The 23,043-nt window shown below is 44.3% G+C and carries 19 protein-coding genes, 1 tRNA gene and 2 pseudogenes; 9 read left to right on the forward strand and 13 right to left on the reverse strand.

Features of this window, described 5'->3' with window-relative positions:
* Window positions 1–6: 6 nt before the first annotated feature.
* From EAE92_RS10175 to EAE92_RS10190, 4 genes are all read right to left on the reverse strand, one after another.
* On the reverse strand, window positions 7–678 hold the full coding sequence (locus EAE92_RS10175; protein ID WP_046397001.1) for a CsgG/HfaB family protein: 672 nt from the start codon (window positions 676–678) through the stop codon (window positions 7–9).
* A 474-nt stretch (window positions 679–1,152) separates the two neighbouring features.
* Entirely contained in the window at window positions 1,153–2,577 is a 1,425-nt protein-coding gene (hldE, locus tag EAE92_RS10180) for a bifunctional D-glycero-beta-D-manno-heptose-7-phosphate kinase/D-glycero-beta-D-manno-heptose 1-phosphate adenylyltransferase HldE (RefSeq protein ID WP_214067995.1), read from the reverse strand.
* 75 nt (window positions 2,578–2,652) lie between these two features.
* Window positions 2,653–5,496 carry a bifunctional [glutamate--ammonia ligase]-adenylyl-L-tyrosine phosphorylase/[glutamate--ammonia-ligase] adenylyltransferase gene (gene glnE / locus EAE92_RS10185; RefSeq protein ID WP_214067996.1) on the reverse strand — a complete coding sequence of 948 codons (2,844 nt, stop codon included), beginning with the start codon at window positions 5,494–5,496 and terminating at the stop codon, window positions 2,653–2,655.
* 33 nt (window positions 5,497–5,529) lie between these two features.
* Window positions 5,530–6,468 carry a CYTH domain-containing protein gene (locus EAE92_RS10190; RefSeq protein ID WP_214067997.1) on the reverse strand — a complete coding sequence of 313 codons (939 nt, stop codon included), beginning with the start codon at window positions 6,466–6,468 and terminating at the stop codon, window positions 5,530–5,532.
* Window positions 6,469–6,730: 262 nt separating this feature from the next.
* Between EAE92_RS10190 and EAE92_RS10195 the strand changes: the two genes are divergently transcribed.
* The gene (locus EAE92_RS10195; protein WP_214067998.1) at window positions 6,731–7,351 is read left to right on the forward strand and encodes a TIGR04211 family SH3 domain-containing protein; all 621 of its coding nucleotides are present in this window, start codon (window positions 6,731–6,733) and stop codon (window positions 7,349–7,351) included.
* 17 nt (window positions 7,352–7,368) lie between these two features.
* On the forward strand, window positions 7,369–8,634 hold the full coding sequence (locus tag EAE92_RS10200) for a multifunctional CCA addition/repair protein (protein ID WP_214067999.1): 1,266 nt from the start codon (window positions 7,369–7,371) through the stop codon (window positions 8,632–8,634).
* 59 nt (window positions 8,635–8,693) lie between these two features.
* Here the strand turns inward: EAE92_RS10200 and bacA are convergent, their stop codons facing one another.
* Both bacA and folB read right to left on the reverse strand, forming a co-directional pair.
* The gene (bacA, locus tag EAE92_RS10205; protein ID WP_046396997.1) at window positions 8,694–9,512 is read right to left on the reverse strand and encodes an undecaprenyl-diphosphate phosphatase; all 819 of its coding nucleotides are present in this window, start codon (window positions 9,510–9,512) and stop codon (window positions 8,694–8,696) included.
* Window positions 9,513–9,698: 186 nt separating this feature from the next.
* Window positions 9,699–10,049 (reverse strand): bifunctional dihydroneopterin aldolase/7,8-dihydroneopterin epimerase, encoded by a 351-nt coding sequence (folB, locus tag EAE92_RS10210; protein WP_214068000.1) that lies wholly within the window; start codon window positions 10,047–10,049, stop codon window positions 9,699–9,701.
* A gap of 106 nt (window positions 10,050–10,155) precedes the next feature.
* On the opposite strand from folB, the gene plsY reads away from it, so the two are divergent.
* Entirely contained in the window at window positions 10,156–10,803 is a 648-nt protein-coding gene (gene plsY, locus EAE92_RS10215; RefSeq protein WP_214068001.1) for a glycerol-3-phosphate 1-O-acyltransferase PlsY, read from the forward strand.
* Between the two features lie 80 nt (window positions 10,804–10,883).
* Here plsY and tsaD read toward each other — a convergent pair whose 3' ends face one another.
* The gene (gene tsaD, locus EAE92_RS10220) at window positions 10,884–11,897 is read right to left on the reverse strand and encodes a tRNA (adenosine(37)-N6)-threonylcarbamoyltransferase complex transferase subunit TsaD (RefSeq protein ID WP_214068002.1); all 1,014 of its coding nucleotides are present in this window, start codon (window positions 11,895–11,897) and stop codon (window positions 10,884–10,886) included.
* A gap of 294 nt (window positions 11,898–12,191) precedes the next feature.
* On the opposite strand from tsaD, the gene rpsU reads away from it, so the two are divergent.
* The 5 genes from rpsU (at window position 12,192) to EAE92_RS10245 (ending at window position 17,629) form a co-directional block, all read left to right on the forward strand.
* Window positions 12,192–12,407 (forward strand): 30S ribosomal protein S21, encoded by a 216-nt coding sequence (rpsU, locus tag EAE92_RS10225; protein ID WP_001144069.1) that lies wholly within the window; start codon window positions 12,192–12,194, stop codon window positions 12,405–12,407.
* A 120-nt stretch (window positions 12,408–12,527) separates the two neighbouring features.
* Window positions 12,528–14,273, forward strand: a complete 1,746-nt coding sequence (gene dnaG, locus EAE92_RS10230) for a DNA primase (RefSeq protein ID WP_214068003.1) — start codon at window positions 12,528–12,530, stop codon at window positions 14,271–14,273.
* A gap of 170 nt (window positions 14,274–14,443) precedes the next feature.
* A complete protein-coding gene (gene rpoD / locus EAE92_RS10235) occupies window positions 14,444–16,294 on the forward strand; it encodes an RNA polymerase sigma factor RpoD (RefSeq protein WP_036778300.1) in 1,851 nt (616 codons plus the stop codon).
* 469 nt (window positions 16,295–16,763) lie between these two features.
* Window positions 16,764–16,840: transfer RNA gene (locus tag EAE92_RS10240), tRNA-Ile, on the forward strand.
* Between the two features lie 513 nt (window positions 16,841–17,353).
* Entirely contained in the window at window positions 17,354–17,629 is a 276-nt protein-coding gene (locus EAE92_RS10245; protein WP_214068004.1) for a helix-turn-helix domain-containing protein, read from the forward strand.
* A 368-nt stretch (window positions 17,630–17,997) separates the two neighbouring features.
* On the opposite strand, the gene EAE92_RS10250 is transcribed toward EAE92_RS10245, so the two are convergent.
* The 4 genes from EAE92_RS10250 to EAE92_RS10265 form a co-directional block, all read right to left on the reverse strand.
* On the reverse strand, window positions 17,998–18,408 hold the full coding sequence (locus tag EAE92_RS10250) for a type II toxin-antitoxin system HicB family antitoxin (protein WP_036808644.1): 411 nt from the start codon (window positions 18,406–18,408) through the stop codon (window positions 17,998–18,000).
* Between the two features lie 53 nt (window positions 18,409–18,461).
* A complete protein-coding gene (locus EAE92_RS10255) occupies window positions 18,462–18,635 on the reverse strand; it encodes a type II toxin-antitoxin system HicA family toxin (RefSeq protein ID WP_011147672.1) in 174 nt (57 codons plus the stop codon).
* Window positions 18,636–18,754: 119 nt separating this feature from the next.
* Entirely contained in the window at window positions 18,755–20,404 is a 1,650-nt protein-coding gene (locus tag EAE92_RS10260; protein WP_214068005.1) for a type VI secretion system Vgr family protein, read from the reverse strand.
* Window positions 20,404–21,126 (reverse strand): recombinase family protein, encoded by a 723-nt coding sequence (locus tag EAE92_RS10265; RefSeq protein WP_339959371.1) that lies wholly within the window; start codon window positions 21,124–21,126, stop codon window positions 20,404–20,406. The genes EAE92_RS10260 and EAE92_RS10265 overlap by 1 nt, the downstream gene beginning before the upstream one ends.
* A 304-nt stretch (window positions 21,127–21,430) precedes the next feature.
* Between EAE92_RS10265 and EAE92_RS10275 the strand changes: the two are divergent.
* A pseudogene (locus tag EAE92_RS10275) lies at window positions 21,431–22,318 on the forward strand (terminase large subunit domain-containing protein); the annotation flags it as partial.
* A gap of 48 nt (window positions 22,319–22,366) precedes the next feature.
* Here the strand turns inward: EAE92_RS10275 and EAE92_RS24545 are convergent.
* Window positions 22,367–22,612: pseudogene (locus EAE92_RS24545) on the reverse strand (replication endonuclease); the annotation flags it as partial.
* A complete protein-coding gene (locus EAE92_RS10280) occupies window positions 22,566–23,021 on the reverse strand; it encodes a hypothetical protein (protein WP_214068006.1) in 456 nt (151 codons plus the stop codon). The gene EAE92_RS10280 and the pseudogene EAE92_RS24545, both read right to left, overlap by 47 nt.
* Between the last annotated feature and the right edge of the window lie 22 nt (window positions 23,022–23,043).

A 23,043-nucleotide genomic window follows, 5' to 3' on the forward strand; every position in this document is an offset into this window, starting at 1 on the left:
TATTTATTAATTAGATGGCTTCCATGCACCGGTTTCAATACTTTCAACCAGACGGTTTACTGCTTCACGAATAGCCAGATCCAATACTTTACCATTCAGTGTGGAATCATAGCTGGCAGTGCCGCCGAAACCGATAATTTCACGGTTGGATAATTTATATTCTCCGGCTCCCGCTACAGAAAAAACCACTTCGGAAGTTTCTACATTCACGACATTCAGCGTGACTTTAGAATAAGCCACCTGTGACTTACCGCGCCCTAACAATCCCCATAACTGATGATCACCCACTTCTTTACGGCCAAATTCAGTCACATCACCGGTAATAACATAAGCAGCACCTTTCAACTTCTGCGATTTACCTTGTAAACCCGCTTCCGCTTTCAGTTCCGCCATATTGGTGCGTTCCAGCACCGTAAAGCGTCCAGTCTGCTGTAAGTGCGAAATTAAAATCGTTTTAGATTGATTACCGAGGCGATCAACGCCATCAGAGAAAATCCCATTTTGATAACTGGAACGGTTTTCAAACTTACCTATCGCAATTGGGCTACGAACCCCTTGATATACGGTATTGTAAGAATTAACTTTTTGTACTTGAACGGTATTAGAAGATTCAGTCGCACACCCTGCTAATATTGCCGAAGCTAAACAAATTGAAGATAAAATCAACTTACCTTGCATAAAAACTTATTCCTGCGTAAAAAATTTATCCGTTTATCTACTAACTTTAAAATGTAAAGGTTATAGATAACATATTTCATTAAAAAATCATTTACATCAGAAATCATTATGAATAAGCCAACGTTATGTGACCAGCATTTTATGCCACAAAGATAAAAAAATATCTGTTACATCACATTTCATCAGATTAATCCTCCACCAATCTAGATAATAAAATCACGTTAATTTGAATTATTATTATAATATTTTGATAATGTTTATGTCGTTAATTAAATTACTCGTACCTGATATTACAAATATCCATTTACTTATGGTTAAATATCATTCAATAAACACAAATTAAATAAAAAAATAACCGGGAAGATTTCATCTCTTACCCGGCTTTCATTCAAATAATATGATCAAATAAATAATCTACAGCGCTCAATACAGTAATATCTTCCAGCTGTTTTCAATGACAAACTAAAGCATTATTTACTGATTTTTAATCACCTTGATGATATTGGTTGTTGAAATACCATCTTCAAAGTTCAGCACTTTGACTTCTCCGCCCGCAGCCCAAACTTCTTTACTGCCAGCAATTTCTTCCGGTTTATAATCTCCCCCTTTTACCAATACATCCGGCAAAACATCCGCAATCAATCGCTGTGGTGTATCTTCTTCAAATGGCACAACCCAATCCACAGCGCCCAGAGCAGATAACACAATCATTCGTTGTTCTAGTGGATTAACAGGACGGCTTTCACCTTTCAGCCGTTTAGTCGATGCATCACTGTTAACAGCAACAATTAACCGATCACCCAGTTTACGGGCATTCTCCAGATAAGAGACATGACCCGCATGCAGAATATCAAAGCAGCCATTAGTCATCACAATCCTTTCACCACGTTGGCGAGCATCAGCGACAGCCTGTTTAAGCTGAACTTCGGTCATCACACCAAAACCCGTTTCAGCACGGCCACGGATAGCATTCTCCAATTCAATCGGCGAAACAGTCGATGTACCCAGTTTGCCAACAACAACACCCGCAGCAGCATTCGCCAGGAAACAGGCTTCATTCAATGGCTTTCCAGCCGCAATCGCCGTTGCCAACACACCAATAACCGTATCGCCGGCACCAGTGACATCAAACACTTCTTGCGCCTGCGTAGGCAAATGTAATGGCGGTTGATCAACACTCAATAAACTCATCCCCTGTTCAGAACGGGTAATCAGTAATGCCTGGAGATCCAAATCCCGAACCAATTGAGTTCCCTTCTCAACTAATTCATTGTCATCTTTGCAGTGACCCACCACCGCTTCAAATTCAGACAGATTTGGCGTGAGTAAAGTTGCGCCACGATAACGTTCAAAATCATTACCTTTCGGATCGATCAACACCGGGACTTTGGCAGCGTTTGCCAATTTGATCATGTCATGAACCTGACTCAGCGCACCTTTGGCGTAGTCAGATAAAACTAGTGCTCCAATATGGGGCAACGCCTGTTCAATGCGCTCAAACATCGGCTGCGCATCGACATTATCGAAACCTTCTTCAAAATCTAAGCGAATTAACTGCTGGTTACGGGAAAGTACCCTCAGTTTGGTAATTGTCGGATGTGTCGGAACAGAAACAAAATCACAGCGCACCTTAACGCTACTCAGTTTCTCACTCAGCGCATGTGCTGCGTCATCAATCCCAGTCAAACCGATTAAATGCGAATTTGCTCCAAGAGCCGCAATATTCATAGCAACGTTAGCTGCGCCTCCCGGACGCTCCTCAATGGTATTGACTTTTACAACCGGCACCGGCGCTTCCGGTGAAATCCGGCTGGTCGGCCCATACCAGTAGCGATCTAACATAACATCACCGACGACTAAAACTCCTGCACAGTGAAAATCCGGGAGTGTCATTTTCATCCCTTGCTCCAAATATTAGATATTAAATTGGTGCCAAATATTATCATACGACCATAAAATCCCTACACCAAACCGTTATTGTTCACCTAACCACTGTTGCCAACTACGACGTACCCGCTCTTGTTGCTCACTGAAACAATGGGTTGATACTCGACTGGAAAGCGTCTGTAACGCCAAATGATGTAGTTCATCACGCATAGAAACGTAAGCCTGTGTTAATGCGGCTGCCTCATCTTCATCCATAATTTCATAAGCCGCCATTAATTGGAAAATCCGTACATTATCCGACCAACGCACCAAACGCTCATTTTCAACAGCATAACGAAGCACCAGATATTGAGCGATAAATTCGATATCGGTGATCCCCCCCGGATCAGCTTTAATATCAAATTGATCTGAATGGTGACTGCCTAAATGTTTATGCATCTTTTCCCGCATTTCCCTTACCTGCTGACGCAACAAAGCGGGTTCTCGTCGCGTACATAACGTCTGATGACGTATCCGCTCAAAATCCCGATGCAAGTTCTCATCACCAAATACCATACGAGCACGTACCAACGCCTGATGTTCCCAAGTCCACGCTTGATTCTGCTGATAATCTGCAAATGCGCCGATGGTACTGACTAACATGCCTGATTCCCCGGAAGGACGTAGGCGGACATCCACGTCATACAACACGCCAGAGGAGGTTCGAGCGCTGAACAAGTGCATAATTCGTTGGGCAAGACGCAAATAAAATTGCCGGGCATCAATCGCTCGATCGCCATCGGTCATCACATCCACCGGGCAATCAAGCAGGAAAACTAAATCAAGATCAGAACTGTAACCCAGCTCCCAACCACCCAATTTGCCATAACCAATCACAGCAAATCCCAGACCTTGCCGCTGGCTCAGATGTGATGGAACACCATAACGTTTTGCCATTTGTCCCCACGCCTGTTGAACGACTGCTTCAATAATCGCTTCTGCCAAGTAAGTAAGATGATCACTGACTTTCATCACCGGCAACACGCCAGTGATATCCTCCGCCGCAATCCTCAATAATTGCGCTTGCTTAAACTGGCGGAGCGCCTCTAGTTGCTGCTCGTCATCATCCTCAGGTATCCGCAACAAATATTGCCGCAATTCATCTTTGTAAGCATTCAATGGCAAAGGTTGATACAAGAATTGTGGATCAAGCAGTTCATCCAACAACAATGGGTGACAGGCAAGCTGAGTCGCAATCATTGGTGAAGCCGCACACAACCGGATAACATGTGTTAATACAGCCTCCGATTCAAGTATCAGCTCCAGGTAAGTTGTACGGCTGACAATACTTAGCAACAACGGAATAACCCGTTCTAGCACGATATTGGCATCTTGTCGCAAACAAACTTTTGTCAACAAACGAGGCATAAGATGGTCGAGCACATCACGCCCACGCGGGCCAATGGTTCTTTTGCCCACATCATGACGGAACACAGAAATGATATGCAATATCTGCTGTGCAATTGCTTCATCCAAGTGCGGAGCTAATATGATTAACTCTTCTTTTTCGAGATTTTCCAGCCACAGACTTTTAAGTGGCACATGACCAGGTTCCTCTTCACTATTATCGCTGTCATCGCCAATTAATTGCGTAAAAATAGCCCGAACAGCCCCCATCTGGCTGTTCAATTCAATTGTCAGAGCATACCAACTTTCAAATCCCATTCCCCACGTCAGTCGTGCACGATTCAACTCATCTTCTGGCAGAATCTGAGTTTGTTGATCGTTAATTGACTGTAAAAGATTTTCTAGCCGCCGCAAAAAGAGATAACCGTCAGCAAGTTGTTTCACCTGCAATGGTTGCAAAATCCCCAATTGAGCTAATATTTGAAGAGTTGGCAGCAATGCCTGAGATTGCAAACACAGTTCACGCCCACCACGAATAAGCTGGAACACTTGGGCGATAAATTCAATTTCACGGATACCACCAGCGCCCAGTTTGATATTGTCTTTCAAGCCACGGCGACGCACTTCCCGTTCAATCATGCCTTTCATATTTCTCAGAGATTGAATCACACTGAAATCAATGTAACGGCGAAAGACAAACGGTCTTAGCATCCTGCGTAATTCTTCACCATACCCTTGGTCTCCAGAACCCATAATCCGCGCCTTCACCATCGCATAACGTTCCCAATCACGCCCTTGCTCTTGATAGTAATCTTCCAATGCAACAAAACTGAATACCAATGGGCCACTATCACCGAATGGACGCAAACGCATATCCACCCGATACACAAAACCATCCACAGTTTGCTGATCAAGCACTTTGATAAGACGCTGCCCCAAACGGGTAAAAAACTGAGCGTTATCCATTTCACGACGGCCGCCTTGGGTAAGACCGTTTTCAGGATAGACAAAAATCAAATCAATATCAGAAGAGAAGTTCAGCTCACCGCCGCCAAGTTTTCCCATACCGAGAATTAACAGTGGTTGTGGCTCTCCCCGCTCATTGCAAGGGGTTCCCCAATCCTGACAACAACGCTGATATAACCAGTCACGGGCCGCAATAATCAACGTTTCAGCCAACATACTGAGTTGTTGCAGCGTCTCCTGGGTCGTAATGCTATGCAGTGCCTGCGACCAGGCTATTCTCACCAGAATCTTGTTACGAAACTGACGTAAAACCCGCATAAGGGTATTTTCATCCTCTACTGATGCGAGTAATTGTCGCAGCCATTCATCATATTGATGCCACTCCTGCGCTTTAGGTGGATGTTGGCGGATCTCAACTAACCATTCAGGATGAGCTTGCAGATTTTCAGCAACAAAATCACTCAGTGACAATACCGCCAGCTCATGAACAGCAAAAGGCTCAACACTTAACATCAGTTGTTTAAAATGTTCGGTCACACGCTGTAACTGAGTAAGAAGCGGGGTTGAAAGTGGCAACATAGAGAATTCCTGTTATTTAAGCGGAGAAATTTATTAACCACATAGATTTATTGACCACATAGTCAGTGCCAACTTACATTGCAAATAGAACGAGCTATAACATAGCGTTTCAGCTTCTGTTTCCGTATCCAATAATTTCTGGTTGATAGCAACTAATTGGTTATCCAACTGTTCCGGCTCATTAGAATATTTGATCGTCTGCTGAACCAAAGTCAGTACTTGCTTTAAACCATCCCGCCCATCCGATAAACCGGCCAACCAACGTTCCTCCTGTTCTTGCCAATGGGCCAATATTGACGTGAGTACCGAAGGTAATGGCCGCTGCATATCAATTTCTACCTGAGTTGAAAGCAAAACTGCTTTTGGTTTTCCCTGAGCTAACTGATAACCACGAGCTGCTTTACTTTTATTTCCTTGCCTCAAGCCGTTTGATTTTGCCAACTCAACCGCCAATCCTAATACATCGGTTATAGTTCCTTGCTTTAACTCCAGTTCAAATTCACAAATTAGCGCCTTACGATTGGCTGCAATAATTTCTCCCTGATCGAGCACCACTTCAATCTCACTTTGCCCATAAGTCACCACCCACTTCTCACGCATAAAGTCAGTACTGAATAACGCATTCAAGCGGGATTGCAACGCTTCCACATCACAGTTGTCAGGCCAGATGTGCTGTGGAAACAGAGTCAATGCCAGTTCCGGCTTTACCAATGGCACATTATATTCCGGTCGCTGATGCAACCCGCCAACCACCTTACCGGCTGTTTTGATCGTCATCTCATACTGGTCATCAAAACCACGGATCCGCAACCCCATATCAAGACCGCGCAGTTGGTTATCCGGCGTTTCGAAATAGATATTGGTCAACTTTTGGGGAGAAAAATAGTCATGAGGAAATAACAGTAACTGCTGACGAATTGCAGGAATAGCTTGTGGTCTGGCGATAAGTTTTAATTCAATTTCTACACTCATATCTGCACCATTGATGACAATCTTTGCCCTTCATCTTACCTTGATTTCGCTTTTTTCCACGATGAGTAAGAAGAAAATTAAAATTTCTCTTTCCTGCAAGTTATGATAGTAATTAACAGGAAATGTTTCGTTCAACAGACAACAAGCCCTGTATTCAATCGATTAGAAAAGTGTCATTTTGGTTTACCGATTGCTCTAGCAAACTTAACTCTTTACTATCAAATTCTAAACTCACCATAGATAAAGAACAGTTGAAATCACAATGCGAAAATTACATTTACTTCTTACGGCGCTATTGAGCCTAAGCTTTTCGCTGACTACCCATGCGGAAGAAAAGCGCTATGTATCTGATGAGTTATCTACCTACACACACGCCGGGCCGGGTAACCAATACCGTATAGCCGGTACACTAAATGCCGGTGACGCAGTCACGTTGATAAGCATCAATCGGGATAGTAATTACGCTCAAGTGAAAGATGATAAAGGCCGTCTTGTCTGGCTGCCAGTTAACCAGCTTAGTCATAAACCCAGCTTGCGTACCCGCCTGCCGGAGTTAGAACAAGAAGTGAAAACATTGACGGATAAGTTAGCCAATATAGACAATAACTGGAATCAACGCACTGCCGACATGCAACTGAAGGTTGCCAACAGCAGTCACATTCTTACAGAACTGAAAAAAGAGAATGAGAGGTTAAAAAACAAACTGACGGTAGCAGAAAAAAAGCTCGATGCCGCAAATCTGCAACTTGACGACAAACAACGCAATATCATTCTGCAATGGTTTATGTACGGTGGTGGTGTTGCAGGCGCTGGTTTAATCTTTGGGTTATTACTACCACATATGCTCCCACGCCGTAAGCGTAATGACCGTTGGATGAGTTGATTTAAGGAACATATTAGGTGAGAGTCTATCTGGTTGGCGGCGCAGTACGTGACCGCTTGCTAAATTTTCCTGTAAACGAGCGGGATTGGGTTGTTGTAGGTGGAACGCCAGAAGAATTGCTATCCCAAGGATATCAGCAAGTTGGCAAAGATTTCCCGGTGTTCCTGCATCCCAAAACCCACGAAGAGTATGCGCTGGCGCGCACCGAGAGAAAATCCGGCCAAGGATATACAGGTTTTACTTGTTATGCTGCACCGGATGTCACACTGGAAGACGATTTGCAGCGCCGTGATCTGACAATTAATGCGATTGCTCAAACACCCACGGGTGAACTTGTCGATCCTTATCATGGTGTTGATGATTTAAACAATCGTATCTTACGCCATGTTTCTGATGCTTTCTTTGAAGATCCACTAAGGGTATTACGAGTGGCTCGTTTTGCCGCTCGTTTCGCCCACTTAGGGTTTACCATCGCCCCAGAAACACAGGTGTTAATGTCAAATATGGCAATTAACGGCGAGCTATCAGCACTCACACCAGAACGTGTCTGGAAAGAGACCGAAAAAGCCCTTGTTACCCATTCCCCTCAGGTCTTTTTTCAGGTTTTACGTGATTGTGACGCATTGGCGGTGTTGTTTCCTGAAATCGATAATTTGTTTGGCGTTCCCGCACCAGAGAAGTGGCATCCTGAGATTGATACCGGTATTCATACGTTAATGGTGCTGAAAGTAGCGACTGAATTAACAGATGAAGTCGATAGCCGTTTTGCCGCTCTATGCCATGATCTTGGTAAAGGGCTGACCCCGCCGGAACAGTGGCCTCACCATTATGGACATGGGCCAGCAGGCGTTAAGTTAGTTGATCAATTATGCCAACGTCTGCGCGTTCCTAATTCTGCCCGTGATTTGGCAAAATTAGCTGCTCAATATCATGATTTAGTGCATACCGTTGCTCAATTGCGGCCAAAAACATTACTTAAATTGTTTGATGCCATTGATGCATGGCGTAAGCCTCAGCGAATAGAGCAATTGATTATCATCAGTGAAGCCGATGCACGAGGTCGTACCGGTTTTGAAGATACGCCATATCCGCAAGGCGATTATCTGCAACAGGCATTCAAAGTTGCCTGCAAGGTTCAAGTGAAAAACATTGTAGACAGCGGGTTACGTGGCGCGGACATTGGTCATGAGCTACGACGTCAACGTCAGCGCGCATTGGCAGAATGGAAACAGCGAGACAATACTGTTCAAAACAATGCTGTTCAAGGTAATACTGTTACCTAAAACATCCCCTGATATCAAACATTAGGCAATCTTCGAATTGATATCAGGGAAACTATTCGTTACATAAATACCCAGTAGACAGCGGCTGCCACAATAAAGCGGTAGATAGCAAATGGGATAAAAGATATACGTTTAATCAATGCCAGAAACGTTTTAATGGCGACTAACGCGACAACAAATGCAGTAATAAAACCGACAGCAAACATTGGGATATCAGAAGCACTCAAAAAGTGTAAGCTCTTATATAAATCTAATCCACTCGCCCCCATCATCATCGGTACAGCCAGAATAAACGAGAACTCTGATGCAGTATAACGATTAACCCCCATCAGCATTCCACCAGAAATTGTCGCGCCTGAACGAGAAAATCCCGGCCACAACGCCAAGCACTGGAAGCAACCAATCATAAAAGCCTGACGATAAGTAATATCATCCAGCCCTTCTGCTCTCGGAGTTTTAGGTTTCAAGATTTCTGCTGTAATCAGCAACACACCACCAATAACCAAGGCGTACATCACGCTTTGTGGGTTAAACAGCGATTTGATGACATCATGGAACAGCAACCCAAGCGTGACCGCAGGTAACATTGCTAAAATAATATGGCTCAGTTTCAGTTTGCCATTGGTTTTACCTTCGTGGGGAACTTCACCAAAGTGGATACCAATGAGCCCAAACAAGCGACGCCAAAACACCACTACCACAGCAAGGATAGATCCAAGCTGGATAATAACTTCAAATGTTTCAGCTTTATCGCCAGTAAATCCCAACATATGGCCAACGATAATCATATGGCCGGTAGAGGAAACAGGAAGAAATTCAGTTAGCCCTTCAACAACACCAAGAATAGCTGCATGAAACAAGGTAGAAAGGTCAGTCATATAGAGAAGTCGCCCATTAATAAATATCCGAAACAAGTAACATGGAATAAATTCAGCTACCATTATCCCCATTGTCATTAATCAATTGACATAATTATCAAGCCTGGCACTACTACGTGCCAGTACGTGCCAGTCTATGTAAGAACAATGACAATAATATGGCTGCCGAATTCACTACTGATCAGATTATTTTTTTCTTTCAATAATAACACCAACTTGACGCGCCTGCGCGACAGCGCCCGGTTTACTGACTTTTATCCGTACCCACGGCGCATTAAAGCGTTTTAACAGCAGATCCGCTACCTCTTCAGCCACTCTTTCAACCAGAGCAAAATTCTGATTTTCTACATGACTGATAATCGCTTCGCTAACTTTGGCATAATCCAGACAATATTCGACATTATCACTGGAAGATGCGCGTTTATTATCCCATCCCATTTCGATATCGAACACTAACTTCTGTTTAATGGTCTGTTCCCAGTCGTAAACACCAATTGTGGTAATCACGACTAACTCCTCAATAAATACGATATCCATCACGTCATTTTCCTGTTTTTCAATTTGTCGGATACCACTTCCGACTAAATATGCGTATTATCCATGACTAGGCTAAGAAAACGACCATTATTATTGGGGAGACATTATGAGTGCTATCGCGCTTGGTATGATCATCTTCGCGTATCTTTGCGGTTCAATCTCCAGCGCAATACTTATTTGTCGTCTGGCTGGGTTGCCTGATCCTCGTCAACATGGCTCAGGCAACCCAGGCGCGACAAATGTACTGCGGATTGGTGGCCGCAGCACTGCGGCAATAGTACTAATGTGTGATGTTCTGAAAGGGATGATCCCCGTCTGGTTGGCTTATCAACTCTATGTTCCCCCTTTCTATTTAGGAATTACAGCAATAGCGGCGTGTCTCGGTCATATTTACCCGATCTTTTTCCAATTTAAAGGCGGTAAGGGTGTCGCAACCGCTTTTGGCGCTATCGCGGTAATCGGTTGGGATCTAACAGGTTTGATGATGGGTACCTGGTTGTTGACTATATTACTAAGCGGCTATTCCTCTTTAGGGGCAATTATCAGCGCCTTGATAGCGCCGTTCTATGTCTGGTGGTTTAAACCTGAATTTACTTTTCCCGTCGCCATGCTCTGCTGTCTAGTGCTACTACGTCACCATGATAATATCCAGCGTCTGTGGCGCGGCCAAGAAAGTCGTATTTGGAGCAAGTTCAAAAAGAAAAAAGAGATGACCGAAAAAGAAAAAAACCGAACAGAAAAAGAGCAAAGATAAAGAAGATCAACAACAGAACCAGATAAAAACCAGCAACTCATTGAGTTACTGGTCTCTTATTTTCATTATATCAAGAAGATTTATAATGCGGATAATTCCGACAGCGGCCAGCGGGCTTTGACTGTCACGCCAAGTGAATCACTCACCTCTCCTTTTAGGCGAATCATACCGGCAAGCGCAATCATGGCACCGTTATCTGTACAGAATTCAGGACGCGCATAAAATACTTCGCCATCCAATTTTGCCATGACCTCTTCCATCTTGGTGCGCAATGTACGATTGGCGCTGACACCACCTGCCATTACCAATCGCTTGAAACCGGTCTGCTCAAGCGCTCTTTTACATTTAATCGCTAATGTATCAACCACCGCATCTTCAAAAGCACGGGCAATATCCGCTCTAGTCTGCTCATCATCGCTGTTGCTATGAATAGTATTAGCAGCAAAAGTTTTCAATCCTGAAAAACTGAAATCCAGCCCAGGACGATCTGTCATCGGACGAGGAAAAACAAAACTCCCAGCCTCCCCTTTCTGAGCCATCCTGGAGAGTATCGGCCCCCCTGGATAATCCAATCCCAGTAACTTAGCGGTTTTATCAAATGCTTCACCAGCGGCATCATCTATTGATTCGCCAAGCAGCTCATATTTACCAATACCCGTTACACTAATGAGCTGTGTATGACCACCAGACACCAGCAAAGCCACAAACGGGAATTCAGGGCTGTTATCTTCCAGCATCGGGGCAAGCAAATGCCCTTCCATATGATGAACAGGAATCGCAGGAACATCCCAAGCAAACGCCAGAGAACGGCCAATCGTCGCCCCTACCAACAATGCGCCAACCAGACCAGGACCTGCCGTATAAGCCACCGCATCAATATCTTTACGGGTTAATCCCGCCTCTTTCAAAGCAGCTTGAATCAAAGGTACTGTTTTGCGGATATGGTCACGTGAAGCCAATTCAGGCACGACACCGCCGTAATCAGCATGCAGTTTAATCTGACTGTATAATTGATTTGCCAATAAACCGGCTTTGTCGTCATAAATTGCGATCCCGGTTTCATCGCAGGACGTTTCTATACCTAAAACTCGCATTACACTACCTATATTCCACAGAAGAGAGCCAGTTTATCATTAATAAGATAATTTGCGCGGCTTACATGCTGACTATTTTTGCCGCTTAGTCTATAATCAGCCCTCTACGTAAAACTCCTGTGTGGTTATCGTCAATATTACGGAACTGATTTGCAGATCACCGTCGTAATGTTATTGTTTCAATTTGCGGCGGCGCTTTACAAAGCCGTGTTCATTGAAGTAAAATTCCGCACCATTTTAAGATGGCTGGCATCCCACGCCAGCAAGACCGATTTCTATTGAGGTGAGAGGCACATGCCGGTAATTAAAGTACGTGAAAACGAGCCATTCGACGTAGCATTGCGTCGCTTTAAGCGTTCCTGCGAAAAAGCAGGTGTATTAGCAGAAGTTCGCCGTCGTGAATTCTATGAAAAACCAACGACTGAACGTAAACGCGCTAAAGCTTCTGCTGTAAAACGTCACGCTAAAAAGCTGGCTCGTGAAAACGCACGCCGCACTCGTCTGTACTAATCCTTGCGGTTGATCCGCATAGTGATTGAATTTGCAGACAACAGTAGTTGCAGATAAAGGCCGTGCTTTCCGAAAGGAAGCGCGGCTTATTGTCGTTCATCAACAGGCGTAAAAGGGCTTATGGCTGGACGAATTCCGCGCACATTTATCAATGATTTATTAGCTCGTACCGATATCATCGATCTGATCGATGTTCGTGTGCCACTTAAAAAACAGGGTAAAAATCACCACGCGTGCTGTCCATTTCATAACGAAAAGACACCCTCGTTTACTGTTAATGGCGATAAACAGTTTTATCATTGCTTTGGTTGCGGAGCTCACGGCAACGCCATCGATTTTCTGATGAATTACGATAGACTTGAGTTTGTCGAATCCATCGAAGAATTAGCTGCTATGCATGGTCTGGAAGTCCCTTATGAAGCAGGTTCCAGTAGCAGTCAGATAGAACGTCACCAAAGACAAAACCTTTATCAACTGATGGATAAGCTTAACAGCTTCTATCAAAATGTATTAAACACTCCCGCAGCACAACAAGCCCGGCAATATCTGGCTCAGCGTGGGCTTAGTGAAGAAATTATCCACCGTTTCTCGATTGGTTTCGCTCCCGCAGGTTGGGATAACACCTTGAAACGGTTTGCTCATAATGCAGAAGAGCATAAACAGTTAAATGACGCCGGAATGCTGGTCGCAAATGATAATGGCCGTACCTATGACCGCTTCCGCGAACGAATAATGTTTCCAATCCGTGACCGCAGAGGGCGCGTGATTGCATTTGGTGGGCGTGTTCTGGGAGATGCACTCCCAAAATACCTCAACTCACCAGAAACTGAAATTTTCCATAAAGGCCGTCAGCTATACGGTCTCTATGAAGCACAACAAAATCACAGTGATCTTTCACGGTTATTAGTGGTTGAAGGTTATATGGATGTGGTAGCACTGGCGCAGTTTGGTATTGATTATGCTGTTGCCTCACTAGGTACTTCCACTACATCGGAACATATTCAATTACTTTTTCGTGCTACTGATAACGTCATCTGCTGTTACGATGGCGACAGAGCCGGGCGTGATGCGGCATGGCGAGCATTGGAAACAGCGCTGCCTTATCTGAATGATGGTAGGCAGTTACGTTTTATGTTTTTGCCTGATGGCGAAGATCCTGATTCACTAGTCCGTAAGGAAGGCCGGAAAGCATTTGAACAAAGAATGGAACAATCTCATACATTGTCTGAATTTCTGTTTGAATCATTACTGCCGCAAGTTGACCTGAGTAGCCCTGAAGGGAAAACAAAACTCAGTTCACTTTCTGTACCATTGATTAACCAGATTCCTGGGGAAACTTTGCGTCTCTATATGAGACAAGAACTTGGCAATATGATAGGCATTCCTGATGCAGTACAGTTGGAACGTTTATTACCGCAGCGTCTGGAGAGTGGGAATAATTATCAGATGCCGCAGCTAAAACCGACAACTATGCGTATACTTATAGGACTGTTGGTACAAAACCCACACTTAGCCGCTTTAGTTCCCCCCCTACAGGGAATTATGCAGGCCAAAATCGCAGGCTTACCATTATTCATGGAGCTTGTGGAGGTTTGTCTTACTCAGCCAGGGCTGACAACTGGACAACTGCTAGAACAATATCGTGATAATAAATTTAGTAAACAACTTGAAAAATTAGCTACATGGAACGATATACAAGTAGAAGAAATAGCAGAAAATACATTTCGTGACGCATTGGATCATCTCGTTGATTCAGCGTTGGAAGAACGTTTAAACATTCTTATCGCCAGGGCAAGAACAGAAGGCCTGACACCGGAAGAGCGCGAAGAAGTTCGCTTGATTAATGAATCCCGTGCCAGAAAGTAAACACTGAATTCACGGCTTAAGTGCCGCATTTGGTAGGGAAATAACCCTACATTTTGCCGCTATAAGTGGGCAGCGGCAATATAACGAAAACGCCCTTAAAAGTTATTGTTGGCAGATTAGTTTCGCCGACCGACACCAACCCAAATACTCTGAAGTGTGGATACCGTCTTATGGAGCAAAACCCGCAGTCACAGCTAAAGCTACTTGTCACCCGTGGTAAGGAGCAAGGCTATCTGACCTATGCTGAGGTCAATGACCATCTGCCGGAAGATATCGTCGATTCCGATCAGATCGAAGATATCATCCAGATGATCAATGACATGGGCATTCAGGTAATGGAAGAAGCACCTGATGCCGATGATCTGATGCTAGCAGAAACCGCTAACGACACAGATGAAGACGCTGTGGAAGCTGCTGCGCAAGTCCTGTCTAGTGTTGAATCTGAAATCGGTCGCACCACCGACCCAGTACGTATGTACATGCGTGAAATGGGTACCGTTGAGCTATTGACCCGGGAAGGTGAAATTGACATTGCTAAACGCATTGAAGATGGCATCAATCAGGTGCAGTGCTCCGTTGCTGAATACCCTGAAGCAATCACCTATTTACTGGAACAATATGACCGTGTGGAAGCAGATGAGGCTCGCCTGTCAGATCTCATTACCGGTTTCGTTGACCCAAACGCAGAAGAAGACCTTGCGCCTACTGCTACTCACGTTGGTTCTGAGCTCCCACAGGAAGAACTTGATGATGATGAAGACGACGATGATGAAGACAGTGATGACGATAGCGACGGTGATGATGACAACAGCATCGATCCAGAATTAGCGCGCCAGAAATTCCAAGAACTGCGACAACAGTATGATATTACCCGTCAGGAAATTAAAGATAACGGTCGTAACCATCCAAATACTGCGGCCGAAATTTTAAAACTTTCAGAAGTTTTCAAACAGTTCCGACTGGTGCCAAAGCAGTTTGACTATTTGGTCAACAACATGCGTTCTATGATGGATCGCGTTCGTCTTCAAGAACGCCAAATCATGAAAATGTGTGTTGAGCAGTGCAAAATGCCGAAAAAGAACTTCATCACGCTGTTCTCCGGTAATGAAACCAGCGACATTTGGTTTACTGCTGCAAAAGCAATGAACAAACCGTGGTCTGAAAAACTACTTGAGGTGGAAGAAGAAGTACAGCGCAGCCTGCAAAAACTTCGTCAGATTGAAGAAGAAACTGGTTTAACCATTGAACAGGTAAAAGATATCAACCGTCGTATGTCCATCGGTGAAGCAAAAGCTCGCCGAGCGAAAAAAGAGATGGTTGAAGCCAACTTGCGTTTGGTTATTTCAATTGCCAAAAAATACACCAACCGTGGCCTGCAATTCTTGGATCTAATTCAAGAAGGCAACATTGGCCTGATGAAAGCGGTTGATAAATTTGAATATCGTCGTGGTTATAAATTCTCAACTTACGCCACATGGTGGATACGTCAGGCAATTACACGTTCAATTGCTGACCAAGCTCGTACCATTCGTATACCCGTTCATATGATTGAGACAATCAACAAGCTCAATCGAATTTCCCGTCAAATGTTGCAAGAAATGGGACGTGAACCAACGCCGGAAGAGCTGGCGGAACGAATGTTGATGCCGGAAGACAAGATCCGTAAGGTACTGAAAATAGCCAAAGAACCTATCTCAATGGAAACGCCAATTGGTGATGATGAAGATTCACATTTAGGTGATTTTATTGAAGATACAACGCTGGAACTGCCGCTGGATTCTGCAACCTCAGAGAGCCTGCGTTCAGCAACCCACGATGTTTTAGCAGGTCTGACCGCGCGTGAAGCAAAAGTACTGCGTATGCGTTTTGGTATTGATATGAATACTGACCATACGTTGGAAGAAGTTGGTAAACAGTTTGACGTTACCCGTGAACGTATCCGCCAGATCGAGGCGAAGGCACTACGTAAACTACGTCACCCAAGCCGTTCTGAAGTTCTACGCAGCTTCCTTGATGAATAATTGGAAATTTTATTCATTCTGACTAAAAAGCGTCTGCTTCGGTAGACGCTTTTGTCTTTTATATCGGAGATACTTTTTAAATCCTATGACAATGTGGTGTTTACGCAGAAATATCATCACAGGTTCTCTGATATCACTCAATTAACACTCTCTCCAGCCGATAGATAAAAAAGTCGTTTTCCATTTGGTGATTAAAGAGGGATGAAAGGGATATAGTTATCATTCAAATAATCATGTATAAAATATCTTTTCATCGGAATAATTAATATAATCAGATGACTCAAAATCGCTTCTGAAAAATTAATTCAGTGACGGATAAAAACGTTAAATAGGCTATAAAAACAACTAACATATATCACTCCTCGTTTTCACTACTTACTAAAAACGCAATTTTGAACATAAAACGATCATACGAATTTACAAAGCTAGACCGCGAGCAAAACTGTACGTATAATCCTTTCCATCCAACGGCCCCTTAGCTCAGTTGGTCAGAGCAGGCGACTCATAATCGCTTGGTCACTGGTTCAAGTCCAGTAGGGGCCACCAGATTTTCTCTGTAAAAACAGATAGATAGACCACTCAAGCAAGAGTGGTTTTTTTATGTCTTTTAGCCAGTGTCCCCTTTTTGTCCCCTGAGAAAATTTTTATGTCTCTGTTGTGCCATTGTTCATACACAAGGAAGATTATTTTTTGACCGAACGAACCAAACGCGAAAAAAATTTTCTGCCAATGAAAATATATTTACTTAACTTAGTCGATTTCAATTTTCTAATAGCCACGAGACCACGCTAGTACTGTGTTTTGCAATTTCCTTCGGCTTATCTTCGTGATCTTACTTCTTACGTAAAATAGAAATATTCCATTACTATCATTGAATTAACCTTTCTGCTGTGCTCCTTCCTAGATCTACAAACTGAAATTTCCTAAAAATCTTTTCAATCATTTCAGTTTGTGATTTCTCCCACTCCGCCAGTGCTGGCGCGGTTTGGCAGTTTGCCTTGTAGGATTTTAAAACTGAAAAATTTTTTTGATCCAAAACGTGCAGGCGGGTGCGGTGTAGTGCCGTTTTCGCCAGACTGGCATACCGCCGATATTATCGCAGAGATACGCAAGAAGAATAAAACGCTGGCATCATTATCCAGAGAGCACGGTTTAAGTTCTTCAACATTAGCAAATGCTTTAACGCGTCCTTGGCCTAAAGGGGAATGGTTGATTGCTCAGGAAATTGGTGTCACCCCTGCTGAGATATGGCCCAGTCGGTATTTTGACGAAAATAAGCAACCTATCAAACGAATCATCCGAAATGATTTACCAAACAATTCTGATATCACATAAGTTATTTCTATATCCGAAAAAGTAACGACAACTTTTAAATCACTAAGCTAATATAACACGCTGAATTATCAGTTTTTTATTACACTTATTGCCCATTCTTTTAATATCAGAATTGTATTCATAGCTCTATGAAGATGTAAAACAGCCCGCATATTTTGCGGGCGAGATAATTAATCAATAATGTGTTTCAGACCATCAGAACACGAACCCGTAGTGTTGATTGATACCGCATTATTAACCTAGTACGCGCATTATTAACCTGGTACGTATTAGTTTGATTGATAACAGTGCTGTGTGCATCTGGTTGCAGTTTATCAGGATATAAAAAAGGCCACGTATTAACGCAGCCTGTTAATTAATGGTGATTTTCATTCAATGGACAAAGTTAACTGATGTCCGATAGCCGATGCGACCTTACCCACCGTATCAATTTTAGTTGAGTGCCGTAAATCAAAGATACGGGTCACTTCCTGCTTTTTCACCCCCATACGGTTGGCTAATTCAATTTGCGTTAATTTGGAATCAAGAAACGCATTGAGCATAAGCACCTTAGAGGCCACGCTTAAGGGCACATCAACATAATCCTGCCCTACGGGGCCAGGAAGCGGGATCTTTTCATTATCTTCGAAGTAAAATTCAAAGGCGGTTATTAGCGCATCGAGTGCCATCTCTAGCGCCTCTTCCCGTGTATCCCCCTGGGTTAAAGCTTCGGGGATATCCGGGAACGAGACGAAATAACCGCCCTCTTCTACTGGCTCTAGTGTGACTGGATATCGCATATTTTTAATGGTGAACCTGTGCGAGAACCCGCCCCTTGCGAGGCGGGTTTTTATCACAATCCTAATTGCTTAATGATTGCTTTCCTCAGCGGCTCTTTGATCTCTTGGCTAGGGTGTCTCGGCATAATGCTTCGTTTCCCCTGATATCTCAGTTTCAGATGGTTTGTCCCATTTGAAACTTCGACGCCTTGAGCTTCCAGCCACCGTCTAAACTCGCTTTGCTTCACCACTCCTCCATTCTGTTGAACATACAAACACAGTAAACATTTATGATTACCGCGTCAACACTTTTGTTTACCATATAGAAAAGGTAAAAATAAACCTTACCGAAGAGAGGCCAATCAATCTAGCCAATCACAGGAGAATACTTCTGTTTCAGCTCATCCGATTTATAGGCCGTGTTCCTGATGGCGCTGGCGTTCTCCGGTGTACCTGTATTATGGTGTGTATGGCTGGCTGTCAGTTCAGCCAACTCTTTAACCATCTCCAGCGTCTCTAACATCAATTGCATAACGTTGATTTGCTGGCTGCCCACCCAAACCACGGGCGCGACGATTTCTTGCCTAGCTCGAGCGATGCTCTGCTTAAGCAGACCAATCTTCTCTATCAGCTTTTGCCCGACTTCAACATTGGCCTCTTTCCCCACACTGGCAACGAAATTTGATGATGTCACCATACTATAGTCACCGTCTGCGATTTGCTGGACAGCACCCGCTAATAGCGTAGACGTGCCCAAAACCGTGGTTTTATCCGTGGCCTGTATCGTGGTTTCCCGTGCGACTACGGTACGCATTTCCGTGTCTGCCCTGACTTCACGGTGCATAGACGATTCATCAATAGTTTGGTCAGTCTGACGAATCCAGTGCCCTTCCTGAGTCACCCTCTGCGAGACTTCCGCCCGCTGTTGCTGCAATTGTTCGCCCGGCTTGATATCGGGCAAAGTATTGCCCTGGCTTAATGTCTGCCGGATAAAGGGCTTGTCCGGTCGGCCTCCTTCGAATGCAATTTCTACAATCGTTCCGACTGGCGGATATTGGAACATACCCGATTCACTGCCCGCCATCGGCAAAGGCAGCGGTACAGCGTGGTAAACAGGAGCGGCAGCATCGTTACCGTCACCAGCCAATAATTGCACATCAACCGCATAGCGTGGCCGGAATGGATCGGAAATATCACCGCTAGCCGTGCTTTCGGTGTGTGCCTCAATGCGGGCAAATTTGGGTAAATGCAGCCCTGCCGATAATTCGGGGTAGGCGGCATCAATCTGACTCTGCATTGGCGTTCTGGTCTGCGACTGACCGGTCAGTTTGTTGGCGGCTTCCCATGTAATGACCATGTTTGCATTGCTCAGATTGACTTTGTTCAGCCGGTACTGGTTGATCACCACGCCAGGGCGCAACGATGGGATCATGGGAATGGTCATCGCATTGCCTGCGGACTGACGCTGGCTAAATTCATTGGGGATCTCTACCGGTTTCCCCGCAAACATCGAATGCGCCCCGCTGCCCACATAAACCGAACCATCCGGCAATTGATGCCAGAGATAATCCTCAATCGAAAAAACCTGCCCAAGATTAGCCAGCAACTGATAGCCGGTACCATGATGGGTAAAATGCGGGATGGGTGTCTCCGTATAAGGGGCATCCGGCAATGTGAAGGTGAGTCCGCTGTACTCCTGCAACCAGTCCGCAATCTGGCTCAGTGTTGGATGCTGAAATGAACACGGCCATAATCGATCAAACACACCGACCAGCTCACGCACAAACAAACGCTGATAACCGTTTTGGGCTGGCTGTGAGCGTGCCACATAGCCCGTAAACCAGCGTAATACCAAATCCGTGTAACCCACGTCCAGCCGCACCAGTTTTCCGGTGTAATCGGATGTCGTTTCCGCCGTGATAAAGCCACGTCCACAGGATGCCAGTTCCAGCATAATATTGGCGTCAACCAGGTGAATTTCATCACCGGAAAGATAGAACCGGTTAATCGGTGTCATTATTTAGCCGGTCCTATTTTGTCATTAATCGGTTTCAATACTTTGCTTTCAAACCAGCTTAATTTTTCCGGCGCTTCCTTGGCGGTAGCACTTCTTTGCGTTGCCTGTGTCTGTTGCTTAGTCTGTACCTTGTCGGCAACGCGGGCGTCTCGTTTTTCAGCAACGGATAAATGTTCACGCAAAGTAAATGTCACCTGCCATGCCTGTTTACCGTCGATTTTGTTGGCATCAATGGTATGGGTGAATGTCCCGATACGAAAATTGATGGCCTGCGCGGTGAGGTTAGCGACACGGTAGCGTTTCAGATTTCCCTTATCTTTGGCCTCCGCCAGTGCAAACAGGCGTGACAGCGTTTTTTGTTCAGTAAACGGAATGATCCCCGTAACACGTAACTCCTTGGGCTTAATGCCTTGCTCCGCTACGGCGGTACTGGATGACTGGCCGCTTTGGTCTGTGTCCTGAAACATCACCGATGGGGTTACGGTCAGACTTTTTAATGGGATGGCCTCGCCATCAAGGGCCAGTCTATCCAATTTCCAAACAACTAAAGTATCTCCTTTTTTAAGTTGCCTTAAAGCCCGCTTTAAACCGGGTCTGTTAGTTGTTTTTCCACTTAATTTATCCTCAAAAATTTGTTCGCAGTTTATACTCATCAACGCATTTTTTTGTAAATCGCTATTTTGGTCATTTGTTGACACTCGGATATAACCGATCTTTGACATGTAAATTCCGTCGCCGCGCATAGAATAAATTGTATTTATCAAAATTAGCTCTATATGTGAGTGTGCGGAAAACCTCACGCTGACTTACAGTGTTTCCATCTGTATAGGTCGCTCAAGCGGCCTTTTTTAGATCAATTAACGTTCAAAATGAGTGTTTGTAGGAATGTAGAAAGAAATGAGTAAAATTCAGTCAATTATTGACTATAAAAGGGGCTAAATAAACCACATGTTTTGATAAAAAGCGCGGTGTAGAAATTTTATCAATTTAAATGACGCGCTTTTTCAATTTATGCGGCTCGCTACACTGGAATTAGACGAACTCGACCGATTGATTGCACATCATATAAAACTGATGGCACAGGAAAATAAGCATCAAGAAAAGCTGGCCGAAATTAGGGCGCAAGAAAAATCAGGCGGTGATTATATCCCATCCAGTGAGGATGAACCCAAGAAAAAGAAACGCTATCGTAAAAATGATATTTCGACACTGACTAAAGAAGATTTTCAGCAGTTTGTCGATAAGACGCTTTTCGGCTATCAAAAACATTTGCGCAATAATCTGGCAAAACAGATCAGAAATATCCTCAAAAGTCGGCAAATCGGTGCAACCTGGTATTTCGCCTTTGAGGCATTCGAAAATGCCGTGTTAACCGGCGCTCCTCAAATATTCTTATCAGCCTCAAAACCACAGGCAGAAGTTTTCCGCTCGTATATCGTCAATATCGCCGAACACTTCTTCGGTGTGACGCTGACCGGCAATCCTATTCGACTCAGCAACGGCGCCGAACTGCGTTTTTTGTCAACCAATAAAAACACGGCACAATCCTATTCCGGCCATTTGTATTGTGACGAATATTTTTGGGTACCTGATTTTAAACGCCTCAATGAAGTGGCGTCGGCAATGGCGACACATGATAAATGGCGCACCACGTACTTTTCAACCCCCAGCGCCAAAACCCATCCCGCCTACCCGTTCTGGATAGGTGATGAATGGCGCGGCAATGATCCAAAACGCAAACATGTTGAATTCCCCTCATTTGATGAATTGCGTGATGGTGGCCGTGATTGCCCGGATGGTCAATGGCGTTACGTCATTACGCTGGAAGATGCCATTAAGGGTGGATTCAACCTGGCATCCATTGAAAAACTGCGGAACCGCTATAACCCAGACACATTTAACATGTTGTACCTGTCCGACAGCAATTGCAATATGTTCGGCACGAATATCACGTATCCGCTTTAAACGGATGTACCACCATTGATCTGACATCATGCGCAGCAATCCCGCACATAGTTGGTCTTCTGTGGGTTTAATTCGACCTTTTGCAAATTGCTGCCAATATGGGGCTATCGTTCCCGCTTGCTGTGTCAATTTAGCCAAACGGGTATAGACGTGAATTAATCTACGGTAAGCATCCTGCTCATTCTGTAGGGCCTGTTCAACATATTGGTCGTAACTCTTCAGCCATAAACCGCGCAACCTCATGCGCAAACTGTTTTATTTCTTTACGTCCTAATGTTGGCAATTGTTCCAGTGATTCGATAAACGGGAACGGCATAACACCAGATACAATATGCTGGAACTCGTATTGTTCATTGACCAATTTTAACCGTGGTAATACGTTCTCGCAGAACTGACGTAAAAACGCATTAGCCCGGCGGCGACCAGATTGATTGAAAATGTTGGCGTAGCGTGTTGCAAGGTAGATAGCCAGTGAATGCGGCATATTCTCAAGATATTGATGCCGCCATGCATAATCGTTGGGGTTCGCTTCCCACATAATACGTTCAGCCAGCGTTGCATCATTCGGCAACCCTAGCTGAAATTCTATACTCTGGCGATACATTGAACGCAGTGCATCGCCGTTATTTTCTTCTTTTCTTACAATATTCATGTTACAGACAATTAACGGGAAT

This window comes from Photorhabdus hainanensis (genome assembly GCF_018448965.1).
GTDB lineage: Bacteria > Pseudomonadota > Gammaproteobacteria > Enterobacterales > Enterobacteriaceae > Photorhabdus > Photorhabdus akhurstii.

Bases quoted from the DNA above. Each gene is read 5' to 3' on its own strand.
- EAE92_RS10175 (WP_046397001.1), bottom strand. From the start codon at position 678: ATGCAAGGTAAGTTGATTTTATCTTCAATTTGTTTAGCTTCGGCAATA.
- hldE (WP_214067995.1), bottom strand. From the start codon at position 2,577: ATGAAAATGACACTCCCGGATTTTCACTGTGCAGGAGTTTTAGTCGTC.
- glnE (WP_214067996.1), bottom strand. From the start codon at position 5,496: ATGTTGCCACTTTCAACCCCGCTTCTTACTCAGTTACAGCGTGTGACC.
- EAE92_RS10190 (WP_214067997.1), bottom strand. From the start codon at position 6,468: ATGAGTGTAGAAATTGAATTAAAACTTATCGCCAGACCACAAGCTATT.
- EAE92_RS10195 (WP_214067998.1), top strand. From the start codon at position 6,731: ATGCGAAAATTACATTTACTTCTTACGGCGCTATTGAGCCTAAGCTTT.
- bacA (WP_046396997.1), bottom strand. From the start codon at position 9,512: ATGACTGACCTTTCTACCTTGTTTCATGCAGCTATTCTTGGTGTTGTT.
- folB (WP_214068000.1), bottom strand. From the start codon at position 10,049: ATGGATATCGTATTTATTGAGGAGTTAGTCGTGATTACCACAATTGGT.
- plsY (WP_214068001.1), top strand. From the start codon at position 10,156: ATGAGTGCTATCGCGCTTGGTATGATCATCTTCGCGTATCTTTGCGGT.
- tsaD (WP_214068002.1), bottom strand. From the start codon at position 11,897: ATGCGAGTTTTAGGTATAGAAACGTCCTGCGATGAAACCGGGATCGCA.
- rpsU (WP_001144069.1), top strand. From the start codon at position 12,192: ATGCCGGTAATTAAAGTACGTGAAAACGAGCCATTCGACGTAGCATTG.
- dnaG (WP_214068003.1), top strand. From the start codon at position 12,528: ATGGCTGGACGAATTCCGCGCACATTTATCAATGATTTATTAGCTCGT.
- rpoD (WP_036778300.1), top strand. From the start codon at position 14,444: ATGGAGCAAAACCCGCAGTCACAGCTAAAGCTACTTGTCACCCGTGGT.
- EAE92_RS10250 (WP_036808644.1), bottom strand. From the start codon at position 18,408: ATGCGATATCCAGTCACACTAGAGCCAGTAGAAGAGGGCGGTTATTTC.
- EAE92_RS10260 (WP_214068005.1), bottom strand. From the start codon at position 20,404: ATGACACCGATTAACCGGTTCTATCTTTCCGGTGATGAAATTCACCTG.
- EAE92_RS10265 (WP_339959371.1), bottom strand. From the start codon at position 21,126: ATGTCAAAGATCGGTTATATCCGAGTGTCAACAAATGACCAAAATAGC.
- EAE92_RS10280 (WP_214068006.1), bottom strand. From the start codon at position 23,021: ATGAATATTGTAAGAAAAGAAGAAAATAACGGCGATGCACTGCGTTCA.